This is a genomic window from Paraburkholderia dipogonis, from assembly GCF_042680985.1.
Classification (GTDB): domain Bacteria; phylum Pseudomonadota; class Gammaproteobacteria; order Burkholderiales; family Burkholderiaceae; genus Paraburkholderia; species Paraburkholderia phytofirmans.
On the sequence record NZ_JBHUFR010000001.1, the window covers coordinates 1 to 19,672 of the forward strand.

12 protein-coding genes are annotated in these 19,672 nt (G+C 55.9%); 7 read left to right on the forward strand and 5 right to left on the reverse strand.

Annotated features, from left to right (window positions below; genetic code table 11):
* Window positions 1–455: 455 nt before the first annotated feature.
* Complete coding sequence (locus tag ACFSNN_RS00005) at window positions 456–1,184, reverse strand: hypothetical protein (RefSeq protein ID WP_134461349.1); 729 nt, start codon at window positions 1,182–1,184, stop codon at window positions 456–458.
* 568 nt (window positions 1,185–1,752) lie between these two features.
* Between ACFSNN_RS00005 and ACFSNN_RS00010 the strand changes: the two genes are divergently transcribed.
* From ACFSNN_RS00010 to ACFSNN_RS00020, 3 genes are all read left to right on the forward strand, one after another.
* Window positions 1,753–3,288 (forward strand): SIR2 family protein, encoded by a 1,536-nt coding sequence (locus tag ACFSNN_RS00010; RefSeq protein ID WP_134461352.1) that lies wholly within the window; start codon window positions 1,753–1,755, stop codon window positions 3,286–3,288.
* Between the two features lie 65 nt (window positions 3,289–3,353).
* The gene (locus ACFSNN_RS00015) at window positions 3,354–3,893 is read left to right on the forward strand and encodes a hypothetical protein (protein ID WP_134461355.1); all 540 of its coding nucleotides are present in this window, start codon (window positions 3,354–3,356) and stop codon (window positions 3,891–3,893) included.
* Between the two features lie 148 nt (window positions 3,894–4,041).
* The gene (locus tag ACFSNN_RS00020; RefSeq protein WP_134461358.1) at window positions 4,042–4,860 is read left to right on the forward strand and encodes a hypothetical protein; all 819 of its coding nucleotides are present in this window, start codon (window positions 4,042–4,044) and stop codon (window positions 4,858–4,860) included.
* Between the two features lie 87 nt (window positions 4,861–4,947).
* Here the strand turns inward: ACFSNN_RS00020 and ACFSNN_RS00025 are convergent, their stop codons facing one another.
* On the reverse strand, window positions 4,948–5,331 hold the full coding sequence (locus ACFSNN_RS00025) for a hypothetical protein (protein WP_134461361.1): 384 nt from the start codon (window positions 5,329–5,331) through the stop codon (window positions 4,948–4,950).
* A 124-nt stretch (window positions 5,332–5,455) separates the two neighbouring features.
* On the opposite strand from ACFSNN_RS00025, the gene ACFSNN_RS00030 reads away from it, so the two are divergent.
* Window positions 5,456–6,850 (forward strand): hypothetical protein, encoded by a 1,395-nt coding sequence (locus ACFSNN_RS00030; protein WP_134461364.1) that lies wholly within the window; start codon window positions 5,456–5,458, stop codon window positions 6,848–6,850.
* Window positions 6,851–7,409: 559 nt separating this feature from the next.
* On the opposite strand, the gene ACFSNN_RS00035 is transcribed toward ACFSNN_RS00030, so the two are convergent.
* Window positions 7,410–8,111, reverse strand: coding sequence for an H-NS family nucleoid-associated regulatory protein (locus tag ACFSNN_RS00035; protein WP_134461367.1), 702 nt, complete (start codon window positions 8,109–8,111; stop codon window positions 7,410–7,412).
* A 373-nt stretch (window positions 8,112–8,484) separates the two neighbouring features.
* Between ACFSNN_RS00035 and ACFSNN_RS00040 the strand changes: the two genes are divergently transcribed.
* Window positions 8,485–14,685, forward strand: a complete 6,201-nt coding sequence (locus tag ACFSNN_RS00040) for a hypothetical protein (RefSeq protein ID WP_134461370.1) — start codon at window positions 8,485–8,487, stop codon at window positions 14,683–14,685.
* 231 nt (window positions 14,686–14,916) lie between these two features.
* A complete protein-coding gene (locus ACFSNN_RS00045; RefSeq protein ID WP_134461373.1) occupies window positions 14,917–15,117 on the forward strand; it encodes a hypothetical protein in 201 nt (66 codons plus the stop codon).
* A gap of 585 nt (window positions 15,118–15,702) precedes the next feature.
* Here the strand turns inward: ACFSNN_RS00045 and ACFSNN_RS00050 are convergent.
* Entirely contained in the window at window positions 15,703–16,641 is a 939-nt protein-coding gene (locus ACFSNN_RS00050; protein WP_134461376.1) for an IclR family transcriptional regulator, read from the reverse strand.
* Between the two features lie 54 nt (window positions 16,642–16,695).
* A complete protein-coding gene (gene aspA, locus ACFSNN_RS00055) occupies window positions 16,696–18,192 on the reverse strand; it encodes an aspartate ammonia-lyase (RefSeq protein ID WP_134461379.1) in 1,497 nt (498 codons plus the stop codon).
* A 337-nt stretch (window positions 18,193–18,529) separates the two neighbouring features.
* Between aspA and ACFSNN_RS00060 the strand changes: the two genes are divergently transcribed.
* Window positions 18,530–19,639 (forward strand): S-(hydroxymethyl)glutathione dehydrogenase/class III alcohol dehydrogenase, encoded by a 1,110-nt coding sequence (locus tag ACFSNN_RS00060; protein ID WP_134461382.1) that lies wholly within the window; start codon window positions 18,530–18,532, stop codon window positions 19,637–19,639.
* The last annotated feature ends 33 nt before the right edge of the window (window positions 19,640–19,672 follow it).

Below are 19,672 nucleotides of genomic sequence, written 5' to 3' on the forward strand. Positions count from 1 at the left end.
AGACATGCTGCACTCCGCACATCCCCTCTGAGGGGCGTCGGTCGTGGATCGCATACCATCATTCGGTCGAGCCGGCTGCATTAGTCAGTTGGACAATCAACGGAGATGAAGCATGGCAACTTCCTACGAAGGTCGGTACTGTGGCGTTTGGGTTTGCGTTTGCAACTGCGAATTGCAGGCAGCCTATTTCCGCTTGTCGAAACGAAGCCAGACTGCGACGGACACGCTGTCTGGTAAGGTCGTTCTGGTTTCAGACGACGATTTGTTGACGGGCGGAAGTACGGTAGCGCAATCCAGAGGCTGCCGTTTGGCGGACGCGCGTTATCGGCCGCAGTTGAGCGGCCGCCTTATTGGACGCGTCTAATGGTGAAATCGCCGCGACGCCATACTTTCTACGGAGGAAACTGCACCGATGAGGGGGACGCCGCCGGAGACGAAAAGTGGTCGCCACGCGCTCATTTTGGAGCGTCGCCACATTGGATGCCGCCACGCGCTAGCATCGTTGTCCGAGCATCGTCCTCTTTGGACTCCAGTGTCGACTGGTCCCCCTCGACTGCGGCGAAGTCTGGAGAGGATGTTGCAGTGCTGTCTGCTGGGGCTATGGCGCGATACACCCAACCTTTCGTTCGGCACACGCCCAAGGATGCGTCGAAATACGCCACGGCCAAAACCAACGGCTGCGAATCGTCACCAGTGTAGCCTTCCGCATCGCTGGTTTCGTACCTAGTCACTTGGCCCGGCGGTAATTCGCCCGAGAGTGAATCTGTCAGACGCGAAGCGTATTTCCTTGCGACAATGGTCGTGATGTGACTCGCTGTGTTTTTACCGGCATTGGTCAATGTGAAAACATACTGACATCTGACGTGGCCAAATTGGTCGAGCGCGCACAATCGGCGCTCGAGCTTGCCTGCAAGTTCAGCCACGTTTTCCAGGCGGGCTCGCTTTTCTGCGTCATTCGCTGCCTTTTCTGCCCGTTCGGATACCTCCAGAGAACGCTTCGAAGTCTGATTGGCTTCTTCGGCAGCCCTGTATGCGTAGTACGCGCCCGTGCTCGTGGTTGCGACCGTTAGCAGAGTTGCAACGGCCGGCGTTCCCAGTGTCCGCCAGGCCCACTTCAGTCGGTCACGCAAACAGTCCCCAAGACTGCAAACCGAGTCCCACAATTCGTAAAGAAAGTCCGTCATGAATTTAGCAATACGTCGTCAAAGTGTTACGGCTACATACACCCAAAGGTCATTTGACTATCGGCATTCTCGACCCCGACTTTAGGACTACATCAGCACCAGTGCCGACGCACCAATGCCCGCAACAGACGATACGCACCGGCAAGACAAACAGAAATCGACGGACGCGCACCGCTCACCGGTCACTTGCCCGGCGGGTACTTGCTGGGCTAGCTTCAACGTATCTTTTCGCCTTCGCGCTACCGGCCTTCGCACCGTCGTTCGAGGTTTACCGACTCCCCGCAGAGGACGTAGCGCGCGACTATCAGAGGCAATGGAAGGCGGAGGAAGAGCAACGGGAAAAGGAGCAACAAACAATGATTTTTCTGTGAATCGAGCGAATGCAGACGAAAAACTTGTATGCACTCAAGTTAGGCATTGCTCTGTCGATATAGCGGTGGAATAGAAGCAAAGCACAGAGACCTCGTGACCGCTCGACGCGGATGTAGGTGGGGCTAGCGCGTAGCTCGCTTGAGCGGTGTGCCGGACCTCACCAGTCTCGCAAATTACCAGAACAAGTACTAGGCAAATGTCCAATCAAGAGTCTGACTTCGCAGGCACAATCCCATTTGCACAGATGGACCCAAGTGAGTTTGAGACGTTCGTCATCAGGCTTCTGGGCCTTCATCTGGATTTGCAAGGCAAAGAACTCGTCGCGCAGAGTACCGACATGTACGACTGCGTAGCGCCGCACGGCTTTGACCACTTTTCGGGACCGGTACTTATCGAAATCTGTACGTCGCTCTCGAAGGCTCGCTTCAGTAAAATCACTCAGCGATTTGGCGCATTTGCTTATAAGGCCGAAGTCGCAGGCGCGCAATCCAGGCCAGCCTTACTGATAATCACTCACAGTAGGCAGGAGGAGAATAAAAAATTTCGGGATTTGATTCACTCGTACGGCGGCAAGGTCGACCAGTCGCACGTTGAGATTTGGTCAATCGAAAAGCTCGATGCATTGGTAAAGCAACACCCCGGTGCCATCGCCATTGCCGACGACCTCCTTCGTATCCGGTTCAAGAATGCGAAAGACCAAGCCGGCTCCTGGCAAGAGAAGCGTCTCGAGCACATCGCTTCACTCTCGGAGCGCTATTCCTCGGGGCAATTTTCCCTCTTTCTCGGCGCGGGCGTATCAGCCAGCGCAGGAATGCCCGATTGGAACTTGTTGCTCAATACCCTCTTTTTGACTTACCTGTCAAAAGAAACACGGGCTAACGACGTAGCCGCCAAAGAACGCACCGTGAAGCTTGTTGAGCGCATGAACGATATCAACAAGCATTCTGCTCTTGTGACTGCCCGGTACCTCAGGAAGGGCATATCTGGCACTGGCAAAGACCAGCACGCTTTCACGCGCGCTGTTCGCGCTGCGCTGTATGGCTTAAGAAATAAAGATAAACCTGCAGCCTCGGAGCTGATTAAGATATTGGCGCGTCTGTGCATGCCGAGACGTTCGGGAGCACCTGTTCGCTCTGTGGTCACCTACAACTTCGATGACTTGTTCGAGCAGCAGCTCAAGGCGACAGCAATCCCGTACAAGTGCGTCTATACGCAGGAAGCCGATGTCGACGTCGACGAGCTGCCAGTGTTGCACGTCCACGGCTTCATTCCAGAGTTCGATGGTCACGCGGGGTCTGAGGACAAAAGCTTGGTGTTTGCAGAAGAGGGATATCACCAGATTTACACGGACGCGTATCACTGGTCCAACCTTGTCCAGCTGAGCGCGCTTCGGGATTCAACTTGCCTCATGGTTGGCCTATCGATGGCGGACCCGAATCTCCGTCGACTCCTGGAGATTGCGAAGCGCGGTGTAGAGAAGCACCGCCACTATGCGTTTATGAAGCGAGTGGATGTCGAAGAGTTTGCCGTCTCAAAAACGAAGGACGGGGAGCGGGTGCAATTGTTCGAGAATCGTGAAGAGGTCAGCAATTTCCTGGAGGAAAATCACGCTCTTACCGAAGTCTTAATGCAAGAGCTCGGGGTCACGGTCATCTGGTACGAGAGCCATGATGAAATCCCTAGGTTCCTACATAGTGTGGGTGGATTTCCGGAATCGCCGCAAGCGCTCTGAATCACCAAAACCATGACGATATTGACCGGATGAAGAACCCCCGGTCCACGAAGATTGAACGAAAAATGAAGAAAAAAGCCGTACTCGCGAGTAGTGGAATTGCTTTGGCTATCGTAGGCCTGACTTGCTGCTTTAACTACTTCACCGTGTCCAGGCCACTCCAGCAGCTCATCGAAGCGGATAGCCGTAATCATGGAGTGAAGGCAAGCGCCCACTTCCAATACTACGTGCTGCCTTCGTCACTCGTTTTTGACCTTGAGGGGGTAGGACCGGGGAATTCCATGGCGGACGTGACGCGTGTGCTGCTGCAGTACTCGGCTGTGATGAAAGAGCACACATATAGCGATGTCACCCTTGCCTATGCCGGCACATCGAAGTTCATGCTCGATGGAACGTACTTCCACGAACTAGGAGCAGAGTTCGGGACGCAAAATCCGGTCTATACGATACGGACCTTGCCTGAAAATTTGAAGAAGCTAGATGGTTCAGCGGCGTTCGGGCGCTGGGAGGGAGGTTGGCTTGGCGTGATGAGCAAGCAAATGGACGATTTCAGCGAGTTCCACAAGCAGTGGTATATCGCTGATATGTCCAAGCCTTCATCCTGACGGTAAGCTCCATCCCCTGAAGTTGGCAGCACTGAATGCTCATCGAACCGCGCTGCGAGACCGATTCATTCTGGCAAAGTCGTCGGCTACGTCCTTCACAAGCGATGAGGGAAAGGCAGCGGTCGCCAAGCATGTCTGGATTCCTGACTTGCTAAAACATCTTGAGATGCATCTTGACGATATTCTAAGTGGCGAGCCAAGTACGCTCACGACGATTATCGCGGACGTCGCGGCAGCTTTCCCGAAATTCTACGATTACTGCCTGCGTCGCCCCAAAGAGGGGAAAGACGGCCATGACAAGCGCATTGAACTACTGATAGTCCGGCTAAACAAACTCTTCGATTACGACGGATTTTCTCGCCGTAAAACTGGTTGGAATGCTTATTCATTGGTGAAGGCCTACTCAATGCGACTGTGCCCATACTGCCAACTGGCGCACGTCAACTTCCATTTAAAGGAAGGCGATGACAGGTTCTCGATGCGGCCGCCACTGGACCACTTCTACCCAAGGTCGCGATATCCGTTTCTCGCAGTCTCCGCGTATAACCTGATTCCCTCATGCTGGCAATGCAATTCAAGCGTGAAATCCAATGCTGACCCCTTGGACGTTGCGTTACCGCACCCTTGCGACCGAAATTCCTCGTTGCTCATCGAGTTCGGGATTAAGGGCTATACGAAGTTCACACAGATAAATAGCGCAGACGATGTGGAATTGACGGTGACCGGTGCAGGGAAGGCGGACAAAGCGTTCGTCAAATTTTTCAAGCTTAAGAAGCGGTATCACTGGTACAACGAAGAGGCCCTTGACTTGTATCGCCGACATCAGAAATACGACGATTTCGATGAGGTTGTGAAGGGAATCGTGCCTCGAAGGGAATTCGTCCTTGGATTCGCTCCGTCGGCGGTACAAAGCCGACTTATCGGAATCTGTCTCAACGGCGTCGCCGATTTGCTTGAAGGGCCGTGAAGAATGAAACCTTCATATACCCACCGGCAAACGAGAACTGCCCACCGGATAGCCGGTGGGCAACGATAGCAACCTTCTTCGTTTGGGCTATGCACCCGCGAAGCCGAGGTCGTCGAGTTCGACGTCTTCAAATGCATTCGTGCTCTTTGCGAGTTCGCGCGCCTGCTTGAAGTTAAAAGCGTTCTGCTTCAGCGACTCAACATCTTTCATGAAATTGCCCGCTCGGATTGCGCCATCAGCCGGCGTCAGGCTCTCTGTTTTTTGATAGTGTTTGCTCAGATACATTATCGTACCATCATCACCATTTTCTCGGCGGTAGCATTCCAGGTGATAAAGCTCCGGCCCGCATTCAACGACGACATGCGCCGCCTTCGCCTTCTGAGTAAGACTTGCCATTTTGAACTCCTTGGCTGTTGGACGTTGCCACTTTGCAGTGGAGGAATAAACTGCCCGGCCGGTCAGTTCCGCCACGATGCCCTAGCCGGCCGCCCTCGGCAACCAAATGCGTTGGAGCTTTTGGGCTCCCCCAAAAACTGCAAGACGTAATCAATTGATATAATTGCGTATTTGCAATTCCACTGCTTCGCACCTCATCATGCCCAGCAACTCCACGCAGCGCGAACTTCTCGTAGATGCGCTTGATGACCAGGTAGCCTACGCATATGCGTACTACTACCAGGCTAGAAAAAATAACCATTTGGAACTGTTGAAACAAATGGGGCAGGAGGTTGAAAGCGAGGCGAAGCACAGTCCGATATTGGCGTCGCTCCCGCTGCGGGACCGGCTCGGCATTTGCCACGAAACGATGAATGGGCTTCGCCACCTCGTTCGCAATCCCGAACCCTCCGAAGAACCAAGGTCCGAATGGCTAAATGCACCGCATACTAAACAATTTCTCGCACTAGTTGAGACTTGGAGCACAACGCTCGAGTCGTGGAATGTGATTCAAGGAATATGTGTGTATTTAGAGAAAATCATCCCGTCGTCAATCAGGTCAATAACAACTCGGGACCAAGTCCTGACGCTCACGAAGGACCACTTGCGTGGAGCTCCACTCCTGATTCCGGCGCCATTGCATTTGCCGTCTATCGCAGAAGCTGTGCACACGGTGTTTGTATCGCGCTACCGAAATCAAATCACCGAAGAGGAAGCAGCGCATCAGCAACGCAGCGTGCTAAGTTTATATTTGCGCCGCGCTCGAACGGCCTGCGTAGGTGTGATACGAGCAGAATTCGTGACCGCGATGACGTCACGGTTGTATGAACGGGCCAAGCATCTTGATATCGAAATTGACCGCTACTATCCTTGGGGAGCATTGTTTCAGCCTCCTCGCCGAGCGTTGGAGATACTGGCTGACTTTGCGGCGCTTGTAGCCGGCGAAAAACAATGGGTTACGAACTGGAAAGTCGACAAAGTCAGCGTTGACTTGCCTGCGATATCGGGTGAGCAATATCTAAAGAATGCTCCGAACCTCAGCTGTCGCGTTGTGCCTCGCTCGTCCAGCGGGCCAATATACTTTTCGAGTGAACGCTCTGAAATCACGATTGACGCGGTGCCGCTCCAGAACCAGTTGGCCTTGGTCTTGCCGTTCGACCGACCCTTCCGCCAGCTTGACCAAGCAATAGACAGATTCGTCAAGTATTTCGAATACCGCGCTGCACAGCATCAAGCGGCGACCGGGGAGCCTGGCGCCAAGGAGAAACTGGCTGTTGCCGCTCTGAAACGGGCGACCCCGGAGCTCAAGGCCGAGCGAGTCATCGTCGACAACGTTGGCAGCTTATATTCCCAGCTCGCCGCACTCAGGTCGCTCGAGTCTGACGCACCCCGAGAGCCAGGAAAACCGCAGACCTCGCTTTATTTCAACATTCACAAGGAGTTTGCTTCGTACGGCTTTGCGCTAAAGCCGAGTACCGCACAAACAGCCATTCAACGAGCGATAAGCAATCGAGACAAGGTGATTCGGAAATTGGATAGCTGGGTAGCTGCGTAGCTACATCGGCAACAGCGCTTCCGGTGGGTGGATAAACGTCTCAGCCAGTGAGTCCGCCAGACGTCCCAACCGGCCTACGTGATTCGCACGCGGCGCAAGAAAAGTCTGGACGGCGAAAGGCGAAGCCGGCTCAGACCTTCGCCAGCCTTTAGCGCCTTCTGTGGGCTTTCTACATCTACCTCGCTGTCCACAATCCTCAGCGCGAGCCGGAACCGCTTTGACCGGCGTATTGCTCTCAACCGGAGACTTATCTCCAAGTGAACCCCTGCGCCCAACCAGCAAGAGATGCTTCGCAATTGACGGCATGCCAAATGTCATTCGTCGCCGGATTAGCTCTTGGTTTTGGTCTGGCATGCGCGCTATGTTGGAGGCTTGCGCGTCGTCTGCGCTCAGCGACAGCGACGAAGGTTCTACTATGAAGGCAATCATATTCATGCTGGCCCAAGAAGGCGACGCAAACAGTTTCCCGTGCAAATCAACACCGCATTAAAAACGGGTGTTCTTGGCCACGCCCGGTGGGGCCGACAATGCTTCGGTCTCACCGGCGCGACCCGCGCGCTTAGCTTGTCAACTCCGCATCAACCCTGACCGGCCCCACCGAAGCGAGCTCAGCCACGCTCTTGCGCGATACTTTTTTCGCCGCAGCCTCTTTAGTCGCCGCCTTCGCACTGACGGCCTTTTTTGCAGCAGCCTCCTTCGCCGACGGGGCCTTCTTGGCCGCAGCCTTCTTGACCACTGGCTTCTTGTCGGCCGCAGTAGCGCCGTCAATCAGAAATCGACTGCGGTCCTTGGCGTTAGCAATCCAAGCCGGCGCCCGCCCACGTCCACTCCACGTCGCGCCGCTCTTGTGGTCACGATAGAGCGCTGGCTGCGGGCCCCTCACATAGTTTCCGGCTTTCGCTGACTTCTTGGCACCAGGTGCCGACACCACAGCATTGCCTTCAACGAGAAACTTCGAGCGGTCCTTAGCGCTGGCAATCCAGCCTGGCGCGCGGCCATGGCCCGACCATGTCGCGCCCGTCTTCGGGTCGCGGTACTTTGCGGCCGAAGCCGACGACTTGGCGGCGGCCTTAGTGCTCGGCTTGGGTCCACGCTTTTTGCCGCCAGTGTGCGCGTCGATGTCAGCGGTGGTTATGCCATGCTTTGCCATCAACTCATGAATGGCCCTTACGACCTTTGCGGCTTCTTTTGTCATCAATGCGTCGGCCTGTGCCTGCAGTTTTTTCATTCGTGCTTGAATTGCTTCCAAAGTCGTTGCCATCAGGTGGCCTCCTAGTGAATGTGGTCGCAATATGCCACGAACGAAAGGAAAAAGGCCAAACCTGCGCTAGCACGTGCGCGCAAGCGTGGCGCAACCTGCTCGTGGCAGGGGAGAACGAAGCGCTGGGGCAGAAGCTCTAAACGCTGTGCCCGGGTGACAACCGGTGGACGCCAGACGAGTACGGCGATTCTACCTAGCGCGCAGCTTGCTTGGATATGCCCCGCTAGGGTCGTGTTTCTGTGGAAGGCTCAGAAGCGGTTGAATATACGACAGACGTCCTAGTTTTTTCGGTGCTTTCGACGGCCCGTCGGACTAAAAAACGACGGTGTCGTTTAATATCCTTCGAAGAAAGACAACCCGCCCTGACGCTAGGATGACCGAAGACTCCTCCCGCACCACAATCGTTCCGAGCACAAACCGCGGAGACCCGCCAGACTTTTCGAAGATGGAATCGAAGCAGTTCGAAGAGTTGACATGTGCCGTACTGGGTCATGAACCCGACATCAAAACCGCGGATTTATTTCACGAGGACGGCGAGAAGCAGTTTGGTGCGGATTCGTACGGCGACCTTCGGGGCGAATTCGCGATAGCCGTCGCTTCATCGAAATGCTACGGAAAAATCATCGCGAGCCAGATTAAGGATTGGTCGAACGACTTCCTCAAGCATCATGAATCGTTCTGGAAAGAACGGAATGTCCGACGTTTCATTCTCGCCGTTGCCTCGCCCGTTCATGGGCGCGGCACCTCCGACGCCGTCTTTACACAGAAAAAGCTCTTCCACGCCTTGGGAATGGAATACGAGGTTTGGGGGCCGCGGCAATTCCAGGAAAAGCTCAGATTCCAGCGTGGAATCGTCACGCAGTTTCTTGGCGGTTATTGGGCCAACGTCCTCTGTGGTGACGTTCCCGTAGGCGCCAATGCGGTCGCGGCCGACCAAAGTGCGGTCCTTGACCTGGTCACGAACACCGTAGCGCCGCTTGCCTCTGCTTTGAGTTCGGAGGTGGATAGCAAACTTGATTCGCTAAAGGCGCGACTGCGCGAAGAAAACCCAAGCGGCATTGTCCTTGAGCTCGAAAAGATGAGGACCAGCACCCATTGGTCGAGCATCGCGCCACATGTCAGAAGCAAATGCTTGCGGTATCTGGCATCTGCTAAGCTCCAAGAAGGAGATATCGGCGCGGCGACTGTGTTCGCAAGCGAGGCCGACGCCATTTCCAGCGAGGGCGCGGCGACGTTCAAGGCGCTTTTGACGGCCCACCAAGGGGACCGCGAACAAGCGCTTCAGCTTCTCGAGCACGTGTCTGTATCAGACGCTCAGGAGATGAAGGTTGCACTGTTGCTCGAGGCAGGGCGTCTGGATGACGCTGAGCACATCCTCGACCGGCTCCCATCCGTTGATGGCATGCCCACAATCGAAGCGTTGAGGTTACGTGCATTTCTATTACTGTTCCGTGGGAAACGCACTGCCGCTCTGGCAGAGATACGGCGAGCGGAAGCACGTGCGCCTCGCTGGTTCATTGTGAGACGCGCCGGTGCGATTATTCGCTACGCGAATGCGTTGTCAAAGGTCGTGGGGGGCGAGCACTTCGCCAACCCAGCGCCCATAGCAGCCGAACTTGTGCGCCAAGACGACGCTAACCAAGCGCTCCTCAGCGAAGCGTTGGCAACGTTTGACAGTCTCGCCATCGAGCGGCGAGAGTCACCTGTTGGCTGCTACGATGAATTGTGGGCGTTGGCGTGTGAATGCAATCTGGTCGAAGGTTTCTTCTCGGCCCAAGCACGTTGCGACCGGCTGCTGGACGCTGACCCAGGAAGCCCTGAGGTCATCAGCTGGGCTCTCACGCGTGGCCTGAAATTTGACCAGAAACGCAGTCGTGAGGCATTACGTGTTGTCGCTGAGGGAACCCACAAAGACGCTGCTCATGTGCTGGCCTACAGTTGGCTTTTGACACTTGATTCGAACGACCTTGGCGCAAAGGAAGTGTTGCAGTCAAACCGCGAGCTCTTCAAGAATGAAGCGCAACGAGCAGCATACGACGCGCGCGTCGAGTTTCTTGAGCCGTCCTCGACCGATTCAGACACTACATCGCGCCAAGACACTGCCAGCGTTGAGCGTCGAATCTTTGCAATGGTCAGCGATGTATCGGACGGTTTAGCCTGGGAGGAGCTTGAATCGCTGTTTTCCAGTCTGGCGACCCGGGATGCACGTTCAGTCGCGTTGCTCGCAGCGGCGTCACGGCTCGCTGCTGCGAGTCGCTGGGAATTTCTCGGTCGTTACGTCCAGCTGCTCACCAAGTTTGAGACGGCATCAGCCATTGAAATTGCAGCACACGCAGCGTTCAACACGGGAAACGCGGCGTTGGCACTAACTGTACTGAAAACGAATCGGGCAGCTTTCCCTCGTCGGAAGTTTCCCCGAAATTTGGCCGCTATCGAAGCTCATTCGCTTGCTGAACAAGGTCAGCACCGACAGGCCCTGAAGGCTGCAGAGACGTTGTCCTCGGAATTCGACGGAATCCGGGAGCGTATGTTGCCCGCGGACATTCGGCTGAGATTCGGCGATATACGCGGTGCTCTTCCAGTCATCCGTAATGAGATGTCGAAGAACGAATTGCCGCCCAGTGATGCTCTTCGCTGGGCCCGCGTGGTAGCGCTCGAAGACAGGGACTTAGCCCGTAAGCTGCTGAAACATGCTGGAGCGATGGGCTTGTCCGAAGAATTCGCCATTGAGGCTCACGTCCAGGCTATTCGGCTCGGGATGGATAGAGAGGCCACTGTCTTCGAGTCCGCAATCGCTACGCTGATGGCCAAGTCGAACGACGGTCGGTTTCAGATGATGACCTTCGAGGAATTTCGACAACTCCAGGCTGCTCGCGTTCAGACTCAGCTCAACCTATGGAACGCCTATCTTGACGGCGCAATGCCATTTCATGTCGCGGCGCAGCCTGCCGACATTGATTTCAGCGGGCGGTATTACATCGGCGCGGTGGCTTCGCAAGACAACGATGAGCGGCCGCCGTTAATGATTCGGCACGGCGCGCGAACTGTCGATTTCGATACCGGGCTAGCATTTAAGGATTGGCACCTTTACATCGACGTCTCGTCCTTGCTGCTGGCAAAGCAGCTAGGGGTTTTGGAGACTATTGACTCTGCGGTCGTAGCGGTGATTGTCCCGCAGTGCGTTCAGAGACAGCTCTTGACTTTCGCTGATTCGCTGGAGCATCCTCAGCCCAAGAGACTTGAAGTCGAGACGGCCATCGCTGAAGCTCTGAAAACTGACGCTATCGGCATTTGGACACAGCCCCAGAATACTGGCTCTCGGCTGCTACCCTCGGATGATGATTTTGGAGCGTGGACTGTCGTTGCCGACGACTCAGAATCCGTGCCGGATGGCAGTCATCGCGCCACACTCACGAGCGTCTTGGAAGGGCTCCGGCAAGCCGGTCAGATTGACGCAGCGGAATTCGAAGATGCAGTTTTCGACGCTGGTCCGGTCGAGGCCGAGTTGCCGGTTCCGCCATCAGGCGCCCAGTTGCACTTTCGCGCGGGCACGCTCGGTACACTTGCATTCAAGTGCTCGCTACAGGCGGTTCTGAAGACCTTCACAGTCCTGGTTGACGCCGAATTCGCGACTTTGCTCGTGCAAAACGTCCGTGCCGCGCATGAGCGGCGGGAAGTGCTGAAAGTAGTTAACGAGCTCCGAGCTCATATTGCAAATCGATTCCTGGACGGCGGCTACCAGACGGCGAAAGGGCGCGCAGGACACGCCGAGAACAACGAGGAAACGTACGCTAGCTATTCCGTGCAGATTCGCGGGCTACTCGAGTTCCTCCGTTGTGAGCCTGATATCAACGCAGTGTTTTGCTGCGATGACCGATTTGTTTCGGGATATCCAAGGTTTGGCGTGGCCCCTGTGGTCGGCATCTATGAACTCTTACGAGAGCTCAGAAAGTCGGGCGCATTTTCGGACTCCGACTACTTCGCGAAGCTGCTTCACCTGCGCAGTGCCAACGCAATGTTCCTACCGATAGAAGCGGAGGAGGTCCTGTTCCATCTTGAGCGGGCAGCCATCGTCAATGGTCAAGTTGTAGAAACCCATGCTTTGTCTGTCCTCAGACGGTACTTGGCTCGCGTTGCGCTTCAGGAATGTCGCCTGAAAGTTGGAGACTTTCCGGCTATCAAAAGCGACCGGCCCGACGAGATAAATGTCTTCATTGCGACACGTCGTCTCACAGACGAGTGCCTAACAAAAGTGTGGCAGTCGAAAACGCATACCGACGAGCAATGCATAGCTTGGGCTACGTGGATTTGGTCACAGCTTCGGATGGAACGTCCGTTGGGGGACCATCCTTCAATCAAAGGGGACCAAGACTCATTGGCAACGTTCACTGCGGTCACTTTCAGTGCTGCCTTGAGCATCATCATACAGCTCGCGATTGGGCATTCGGAATCGCGAAAAAGGGCATACTCGCAGTGGCTCGATGATTGTGTTATCAAGAACCGATTTCACGCTGACCAACTGCTGGCCAATCATCTCGTCGCACAATTCACGATTTTGCTCGTCGGCGTCCTTGCGCACGATGCGCCACCGAAAGACAAGCAGTATTCGAATGAAATTGTCGCCGCCTATCTTCGTCAGGCGCTCGACCTCCTGCCCGAGGACCTCCGTGACCGACTGCTCGGTGACCCTAGCTTGCGGCGGGGCCTGATGACCAAAATCGTGAAAGTCGTCCATATAGGCGAAATCGAACTGCGCCAGGACCGCTTTATCCCGGCGGTTCGGCGAGCCATCCAACATGGCATGTCCCGAGCAAGGGCGAACGAATCAACCGATATAGCCACGTTCCAACCTATGGAACCCCCGGGAGCCGTCGCAATCAAGTGCAAAGAAAAGACCGCTCAAATCAGCGACCGTGCCTTTCTTATTTTTGAGTGCAGGAATGAAAGCGAAATCCGCTTGTTTCTGAACGAACACCTCGCTTGGTTCGACCGCAGCCAGGCGGAGCGTGAAGAGGCCATGGAAGCGCTTGTTGAAATCAAGTCCGAGTCTAAGCGATACGAGGCGCTCGACGAAGTTAGAAGGCAGAGCCTTCCATTCCGCTACAAGGAAATTGAAGACCAACTCAACGAGAACCACAGCGTTCCGCTCGCAAGATGCATCCCACCTCGGCCGGAAGAAGTATTCAGACATCTACGCCTCGAGGCAGGCGGCGCGCGGTTTTCTGAGAGATGGGCTATAGCAGCGGACGCTCTTCTGGCGGACTGCGGGCTTGAGGAAGCGTTCCTTCGCTTGGGTTGTCTCCCCGTGCCATTGCCGCACGTTTTTGTCGAGCGTTTTGGGACAAGTCCGCCGGAAACGCAGAGGTCTGCATACGCAAGTTTCGCCGAACTCGCTGCACGCTCTCCACTGCATTTTCTTCACGCATTCGCATTGCTGAAATGTGAAGGTTTGCCCTCCGACGTTAGAGCGCTGGGCTCACGCATGGCAACCGACGTGCTGTCGCGCTGGAGCGGCTTGGCCGACGCAATGGGTCCCTTGTTAATGTGGTCTGAAAATCACGCGCATGAGATGCAGGAGTGGCGAAGCAAGACCGTCGAAGAGCAGTTAGTCGCGACTTGGTACCATGCGGCGCGCCTGATGTGCATACTCAACCGCAATCTTGACATGGAAACGCAAATTCGCGAGCACTTTGCGAAGGCGCGCGGCGCAATGTCGGTGGATACCGCTTTCGGCGGGTTCAGTCGGTCCTTGGATTGTGCGTCTCCCAATAATTTTGTTGGCGTAGTGTTGTTTCACGGCGGCATGAACCACGTATTGCAAGGCGCACAAGGCGACTCGCTGCTTTCAGCGGAGCAACGGGAGCAGGCTCTTACGTTGACTCGAGTCAACAACCATGTCAATCCCTGGCTCATTGCATCGCGCGAGTTGTGTCCGAATTGCCTTGAATCGTTCTTGCGCGTAGATTCGACGGTTCGCGTGGAGTCATTTGATTTGCCGTCAACGCTATCTGAAGACTTTGAAAACGAACTAATTCAGGCATTCGAGACTTCAACCGACAATCCGATGCTGTGGGTTCACCTGTACACGTTGGCTCGGATGGGGCTGAGCGCAGCTAACCGGCAGCGCTTCGTTGAGATAGTGGCGAACGCGCGGCTAATTTCTCTTGCTGAACTCGGGGTGGACGTCCTCATCGCTTGGCGTTGCTTTGCCGGTTGCGTAAGGCTACTAGGCAATGTTGATACTCAAGCAGCCTTCACAGCGCAATTGTTACAGCTTGCCGAAGCGCTCGGCGACCGATTCAAGGGTAATGCGACAGCCGTTAATGTTGATGGGGTAGACGAACGTGCACGAAAGCTCAACGAACTGTTAGAGGCTTGCATCACGTTCAGTCGCAGCGATGCTACCGCTCTGGCCTACGCCAGTATTGCTGAGTTGTTCACGGGCGTGGCGGCGGTCTGGACGACCGCGAGGGTGACAATTTGCAGGACCCTCGAAACTATCTATGACGAGTCGCGGATAAGTGACAACGGGGCTGTGTGGAAAGCGCTGGTTCGCCTTCGGGCGCAAACCTGAGTCGCGGCCCTAGGCGGCGCGGGAACAAAGACGCGAATGACCATACCTGGTTCGCATCGTCGGCGCCCCGCGCGTCTCGGCCGCGCAAATTGCGCGCACCGCCTTCGAGTCCTTGCCGACGGGACCTTTCACATAACGAAGTGCAAAGCAGTAAGCCCAAACGGAACGACGACGGTACCGGTGCAGACATCGTACGAAACTCGAGCAACTAAGCTGAAGCGCAAGCAGAAAATGGAACCGGAGCTATACAACGGATACGAAGTGTGGGGGCATGCTATCCCACAGAACGGACGCTACGCGGCCAGCGGCACCATAACGTCTGGCCGGAAGCTCATTGAAGGTTCAGGCGTGCTTGCGACATGCGGAACCGAGGACGAGGCGCGCGCAGTCGGTATGGCATGGGCTCGCGCATGGGTTGACACTCACGGGTAGGCAGACCTGTGAGCTTAAAAGACTTCCATCCATTTATGGCTTTGTGTCTTAAAGGACTCTTCATGTCGATGAAGAAGTAAAAAGACATCTAGCGAATGATGTTTTAACTTTCGTAGGGGCTCATTTTAGGTCCCTTGTACAACTCGCAGTACCGCGCCATCGCGCTCCCTGAAATTGCGACCGGGTGCCGGCCAGCATGACCCCGGATTCACGACGCGACATCCCGACCGCCTGAGGAGGCCCATTTTCGGCTCATCCTTCGTAGAGAGTGCGCATTCCGTTGTCAGCCGGCCACGTTTGCCTGCTTTAATAGAGACGTCCTTCGCTGTTGCTGACCTGCATTGAATTCGCCACTGAGCTTGTTCGGGTAACGCATATGATTCTTGGAATGGCAGTGAACGGTTGCTATCTAGTGGGCGCCTCTGTTCGGGTCATCTCCATGATTATTAGCCCGGCATTTAATTAGTACTCTCTGCCGACTTGAGGGCGTGCTGGGTCTAACCGTGCGGTGCGCGGGACTTCAAATCGACCGAAGAGCCCCCGCAAGTCGTCCATTCGTGTCGGCGGCAGGGGCCGCGCTTCTAATCAAGTCCGCTTCCGGCGCGATGCTTTTGGTTCTGGCTCCTCGTTAACCGGGTCGCCCTCGAGTACGGTCAGAATCTTGGTAATACGGAGGGCGGCGGCCTCCATCATCGGGACGAGCAGCGTCACTTCTTCCAGAGACTTTCTTGCCTTTGGTGCCGAAATGCTAAGGCAGGCGATGATGCGTCCGTTAGGTCCTGCAATGGGAACCGCTGCCCCCACAACTCCAATCGCAAACTCGGAGTCGTTGGTCGCAAAGCCCTGCCTACGAACTTGGTCAATTTCCTGGCGCAGGCGGTCCGGGTCGACGATGGTGTACGGGGTAATGGGTTCCCACGGGCCGCTCAACATGTATGCATCCAGTTGCTTTTTCTCCATGTTGGCGAGAAACACTCGCCCGCTGGAGGTGCAATGTGCCGGTGCACGATGTCCTTTCTGGAAATTGAGCGTGAGCGGCGAATTGCCAATGGCGCTGTCGATGTAGACAACCTCCGACCCGCGCATCACGCCAAGACTGGTCGTCTCGGCGGTTCGGCGCGAAAGTTCCATGAGGAGCGCGTGAATGGGGCCATGGGAGGTGGAGGCCGCGAGGATGTTCGTTGCAAGTTCGAGCAGGCGTGGACCAACTTGGTAGCGACCGCGCTCCATTCCATGTTCGAGAAAACCGAATTCTTCGAGGTTGCTGACGAGCCGGTGGGCGGTTGTCTTGGGTATGCCCAAAGCGGTCACGATGTCCGCCGTTGAGACACGTCCGAGCTGAGCAGTCATCTCGATTACGTGGAACGCGCGCTCAGTCGGTGATACCTCAGGCTCCGGTGTCTCTGGAATGGGAATTTCTGCGTTGCGCATGGCTTCTGCAATCTCACGCTCTACGGGCAAGCGCTGGCGCTTGGTCGATTCGGCTGGTACGGTCATTGGAGGCATAAGAATACCTGAAATCAATAGGGTTACCGAGGCGAGGGGAAGCCGGGGCGCCCGCTATACGAGCGCGTGCGACTACGCGACGCCTCTTGCGACCGGGGTAATGGCGCCCTCAGACGGTTCGCAGCTCGCGGGAATTCTCTGGGTACGCGCGTACGAGCGAGGCTGCTTTTCCGGTAGCGTCAGCGAAAGTGGGTCGAGGATACGGTCAAGGTCAACTTTCGAGAGAAGGCCGCGGGAGAGCACCAAGTCATACACTCTTGCTCCCGTCTCGAGTGCCTCGCTAGCAATCTGCGTTGCGTTCGCATAGCCAATGTACGGATTCAGTGCGGTGACCACACCAATCGAGCGCTCGACACTTGTCCGAAGTTGTTCACGATTGGCGACTATTCCGCGAGCGCACCGGTCGGCAAGCGTCACGCAACCTGCAGCCAGATGCTGGATGCTTTTGAAGAGGCTGTGGGCAATGATGGGCTCAAACGCGTTGAGTTGGAGCTGACCGGCCTCCGCAGCCATGGTTACGGTCAGGTCGTTCCCGATGACCTCAAAGGCGATTTGATTCACGAGCTCAGGAATTACCGGGTTCACTTTGCCGGGCATGATGCTCGAGCCAGCTTGCATTGGCGGTAACTGGATTTCAGCGAACCCGCATCGTGGGCCCGACGATAGCAGGCGCAGGTCGTTGCATGTTTTCGATAGTTTCACAGCGATGCGCTTCAGTACCCCGGATAGCTGTACAAACGCCCCGCAGTCCTGGGTGGCCTCGACCAGGTTGGCTGCGGTGAGGAAACTGAAGCCAGTGTCTTCGCGCAAATGACGACACACTGCGGCAGCGTAGTCAGGATGAGCCGTGATGCCGGTTCCGATGGCCGTGGCACCAAGGTTTATTTCCAGGAGGAGCAAACGCGCTTCGGCGAGCCGAGCTTCGTCTTCTTCCAGCATCACCGCGTAGGTGCTGAATTCCTGACCAAGCGTCATCGGCACCGCATCCTGCAGTTGTGTGCGCCCCATCTTGAGGACGTCATGAAATTCTTCCGCCTTGGCAGCGAACGCCTGTCGCAGATACGCCATCGATTTGAGTAGCGTGTCGATGTAGAACTGAAGCGCGAGTTTGATTGCAGTTGGGTAGACGTCGTTTGTGCTCTGTCCGATGTTCACGTGTTCGTTCGGATGCACGGTCTCGTATTCGCCTCGAACGAAGCCGAGGATTTCAAGAGCGCGGTTTGCAATCACCTCGTTCGCGTTCATGTTCGTCGAAGTTCCAGCCCCGCCCTGAATCACGTCGACTACGAAGTCATCATGCAACTTGCCGGCGATTATCTCCTCGCAGGCCAGAGCTATCCCTTCGGCTCGCCGATTATCGATAAGCCCTAACTCTCCATTCGCCTTGACCGCGGCCAGCTTGATGAATGCCATCGCTCGGACCAGTTCGCGGTACTGGCTGATTGGTATGCCGCTGATAGGGAAGTTCTCAAGTGCTCGTAGTGTATGGACGCCGTAATACGCCGATGTGGGCACGTCCCTGTCACCGAGAAGGTCGTGCTCAACCCGGGTTTGCGCTGTCTCCGCCATTTCTCTTCTCCTCAGTCGATTGTCTGCTGGTCGTTCACCCGACTCTTCCCGGTCCGACTCTGTCAGTATATTTCACAAATCCCAAAAACCGGAACTCAATAGTTCCACTGAGGGGAATATGTCGTAGGTGTTTACGCCGCATTTTTTGATGCGTCCGTCCCAGCCTATCGGCCTGAAGCCCAATATTCATCGGGACGCTGCCGAAATACAGACGCCGCGCCTACCGTTGTAGGTCAAAAAATGGCGCTTGACTATGGAATTTTGAGCGGCAAAAAATGGGACATTGTTCGTCGAGGTTCGAGGCGGCGGCGAGAGTCTGTACAAAAGAGAGGATTAAATGGACGTAAGAGCAGCAGTGGCCCTGAAAGCGGGTGCACCTTTGAGTATCGAAACCGTTCAACTCGCCGGGCCGCGCGCTGGCGAAGTGCTAGTCGAAATCAAGGCGACAGGTGTGTGCCACACGGATCTGTTCACGCTATCCGGTGACGACCCGGAGGGCCTGTTCCCAGCGATTCTCGGTCACGAGGGAGCCGGTGTAGTGGTTGAGGTCGGCGCAGGCGTGAAGTCGCTCAAGCCCGGCGACCACGTTATCCCGCTATACACGCCGGAGTGCCGTCACTGCGAATACTGCCTTTCGCGCAAGACCAACCTGTGTCAGGCAATCCGCACGACTCAGGGGCGAGGACTGATGCCGGACGGCACAAGCCGCTTCAGCCTGAACGGCGAGCCAGTCTTGCACTACATGGGCACGTCGACCTTCGCCAACTACACGGTCGTACCTGAAATTGCGCTTGCGAAGATTCGCGAAGATGCGCCGTTCGAGAAGGTTTGCTACATCGGCTGCGGCGTGACGACGGGGCTGGGCGCAGTCCTTTACACAGCAAAGGTCGAGGTCGGCTCGAAGGTCATTGTCTTCGGTCTTGGCGGCATTGGCCTCAACGTTATCCAGGGCGCTCGCATGGCTGGCGCAGACATGATTGTCGGCGTCGACATCAATCCTGCACGCAAGGAATTGGCTGAAAAGTTCGGTATGACCCACTTTGTCAATCCGAAGGAGGTGGATGGCGACATCGTTCAATACCTCGTGGGGTTGACCAAAGGCGGCGCAGATTACACGTTCGAATGCGTCGGCAACACCACCCTGATGCGCCAGGCACTCGAGTCTTGCCACAAGGGCTGGGGCGTGAGCACGGTAATCGGCGTTGCAGGTGCCGGCCAGGAAATTTCGACCCGTCCGTTCCAGCTGGTTACGGGCCGCGTCTGGAAGGGCTCGGCCTTCGGCGGGGCGCGCGGTCGCACCGACGTGCCGAAGATTGTCGACTGGTACATGGAAGGAAAAATCAACATCGACGACCTGATTACCCACGTCATGCCGCTTGAGCGTATCAACGAAGCGTTCGACCTGATGCACGACGGCAAGTCGATTCGCTCGGTCGTCACGTTCTGACGACCTTACTCATCTCTTTTTCATCACCTGGAA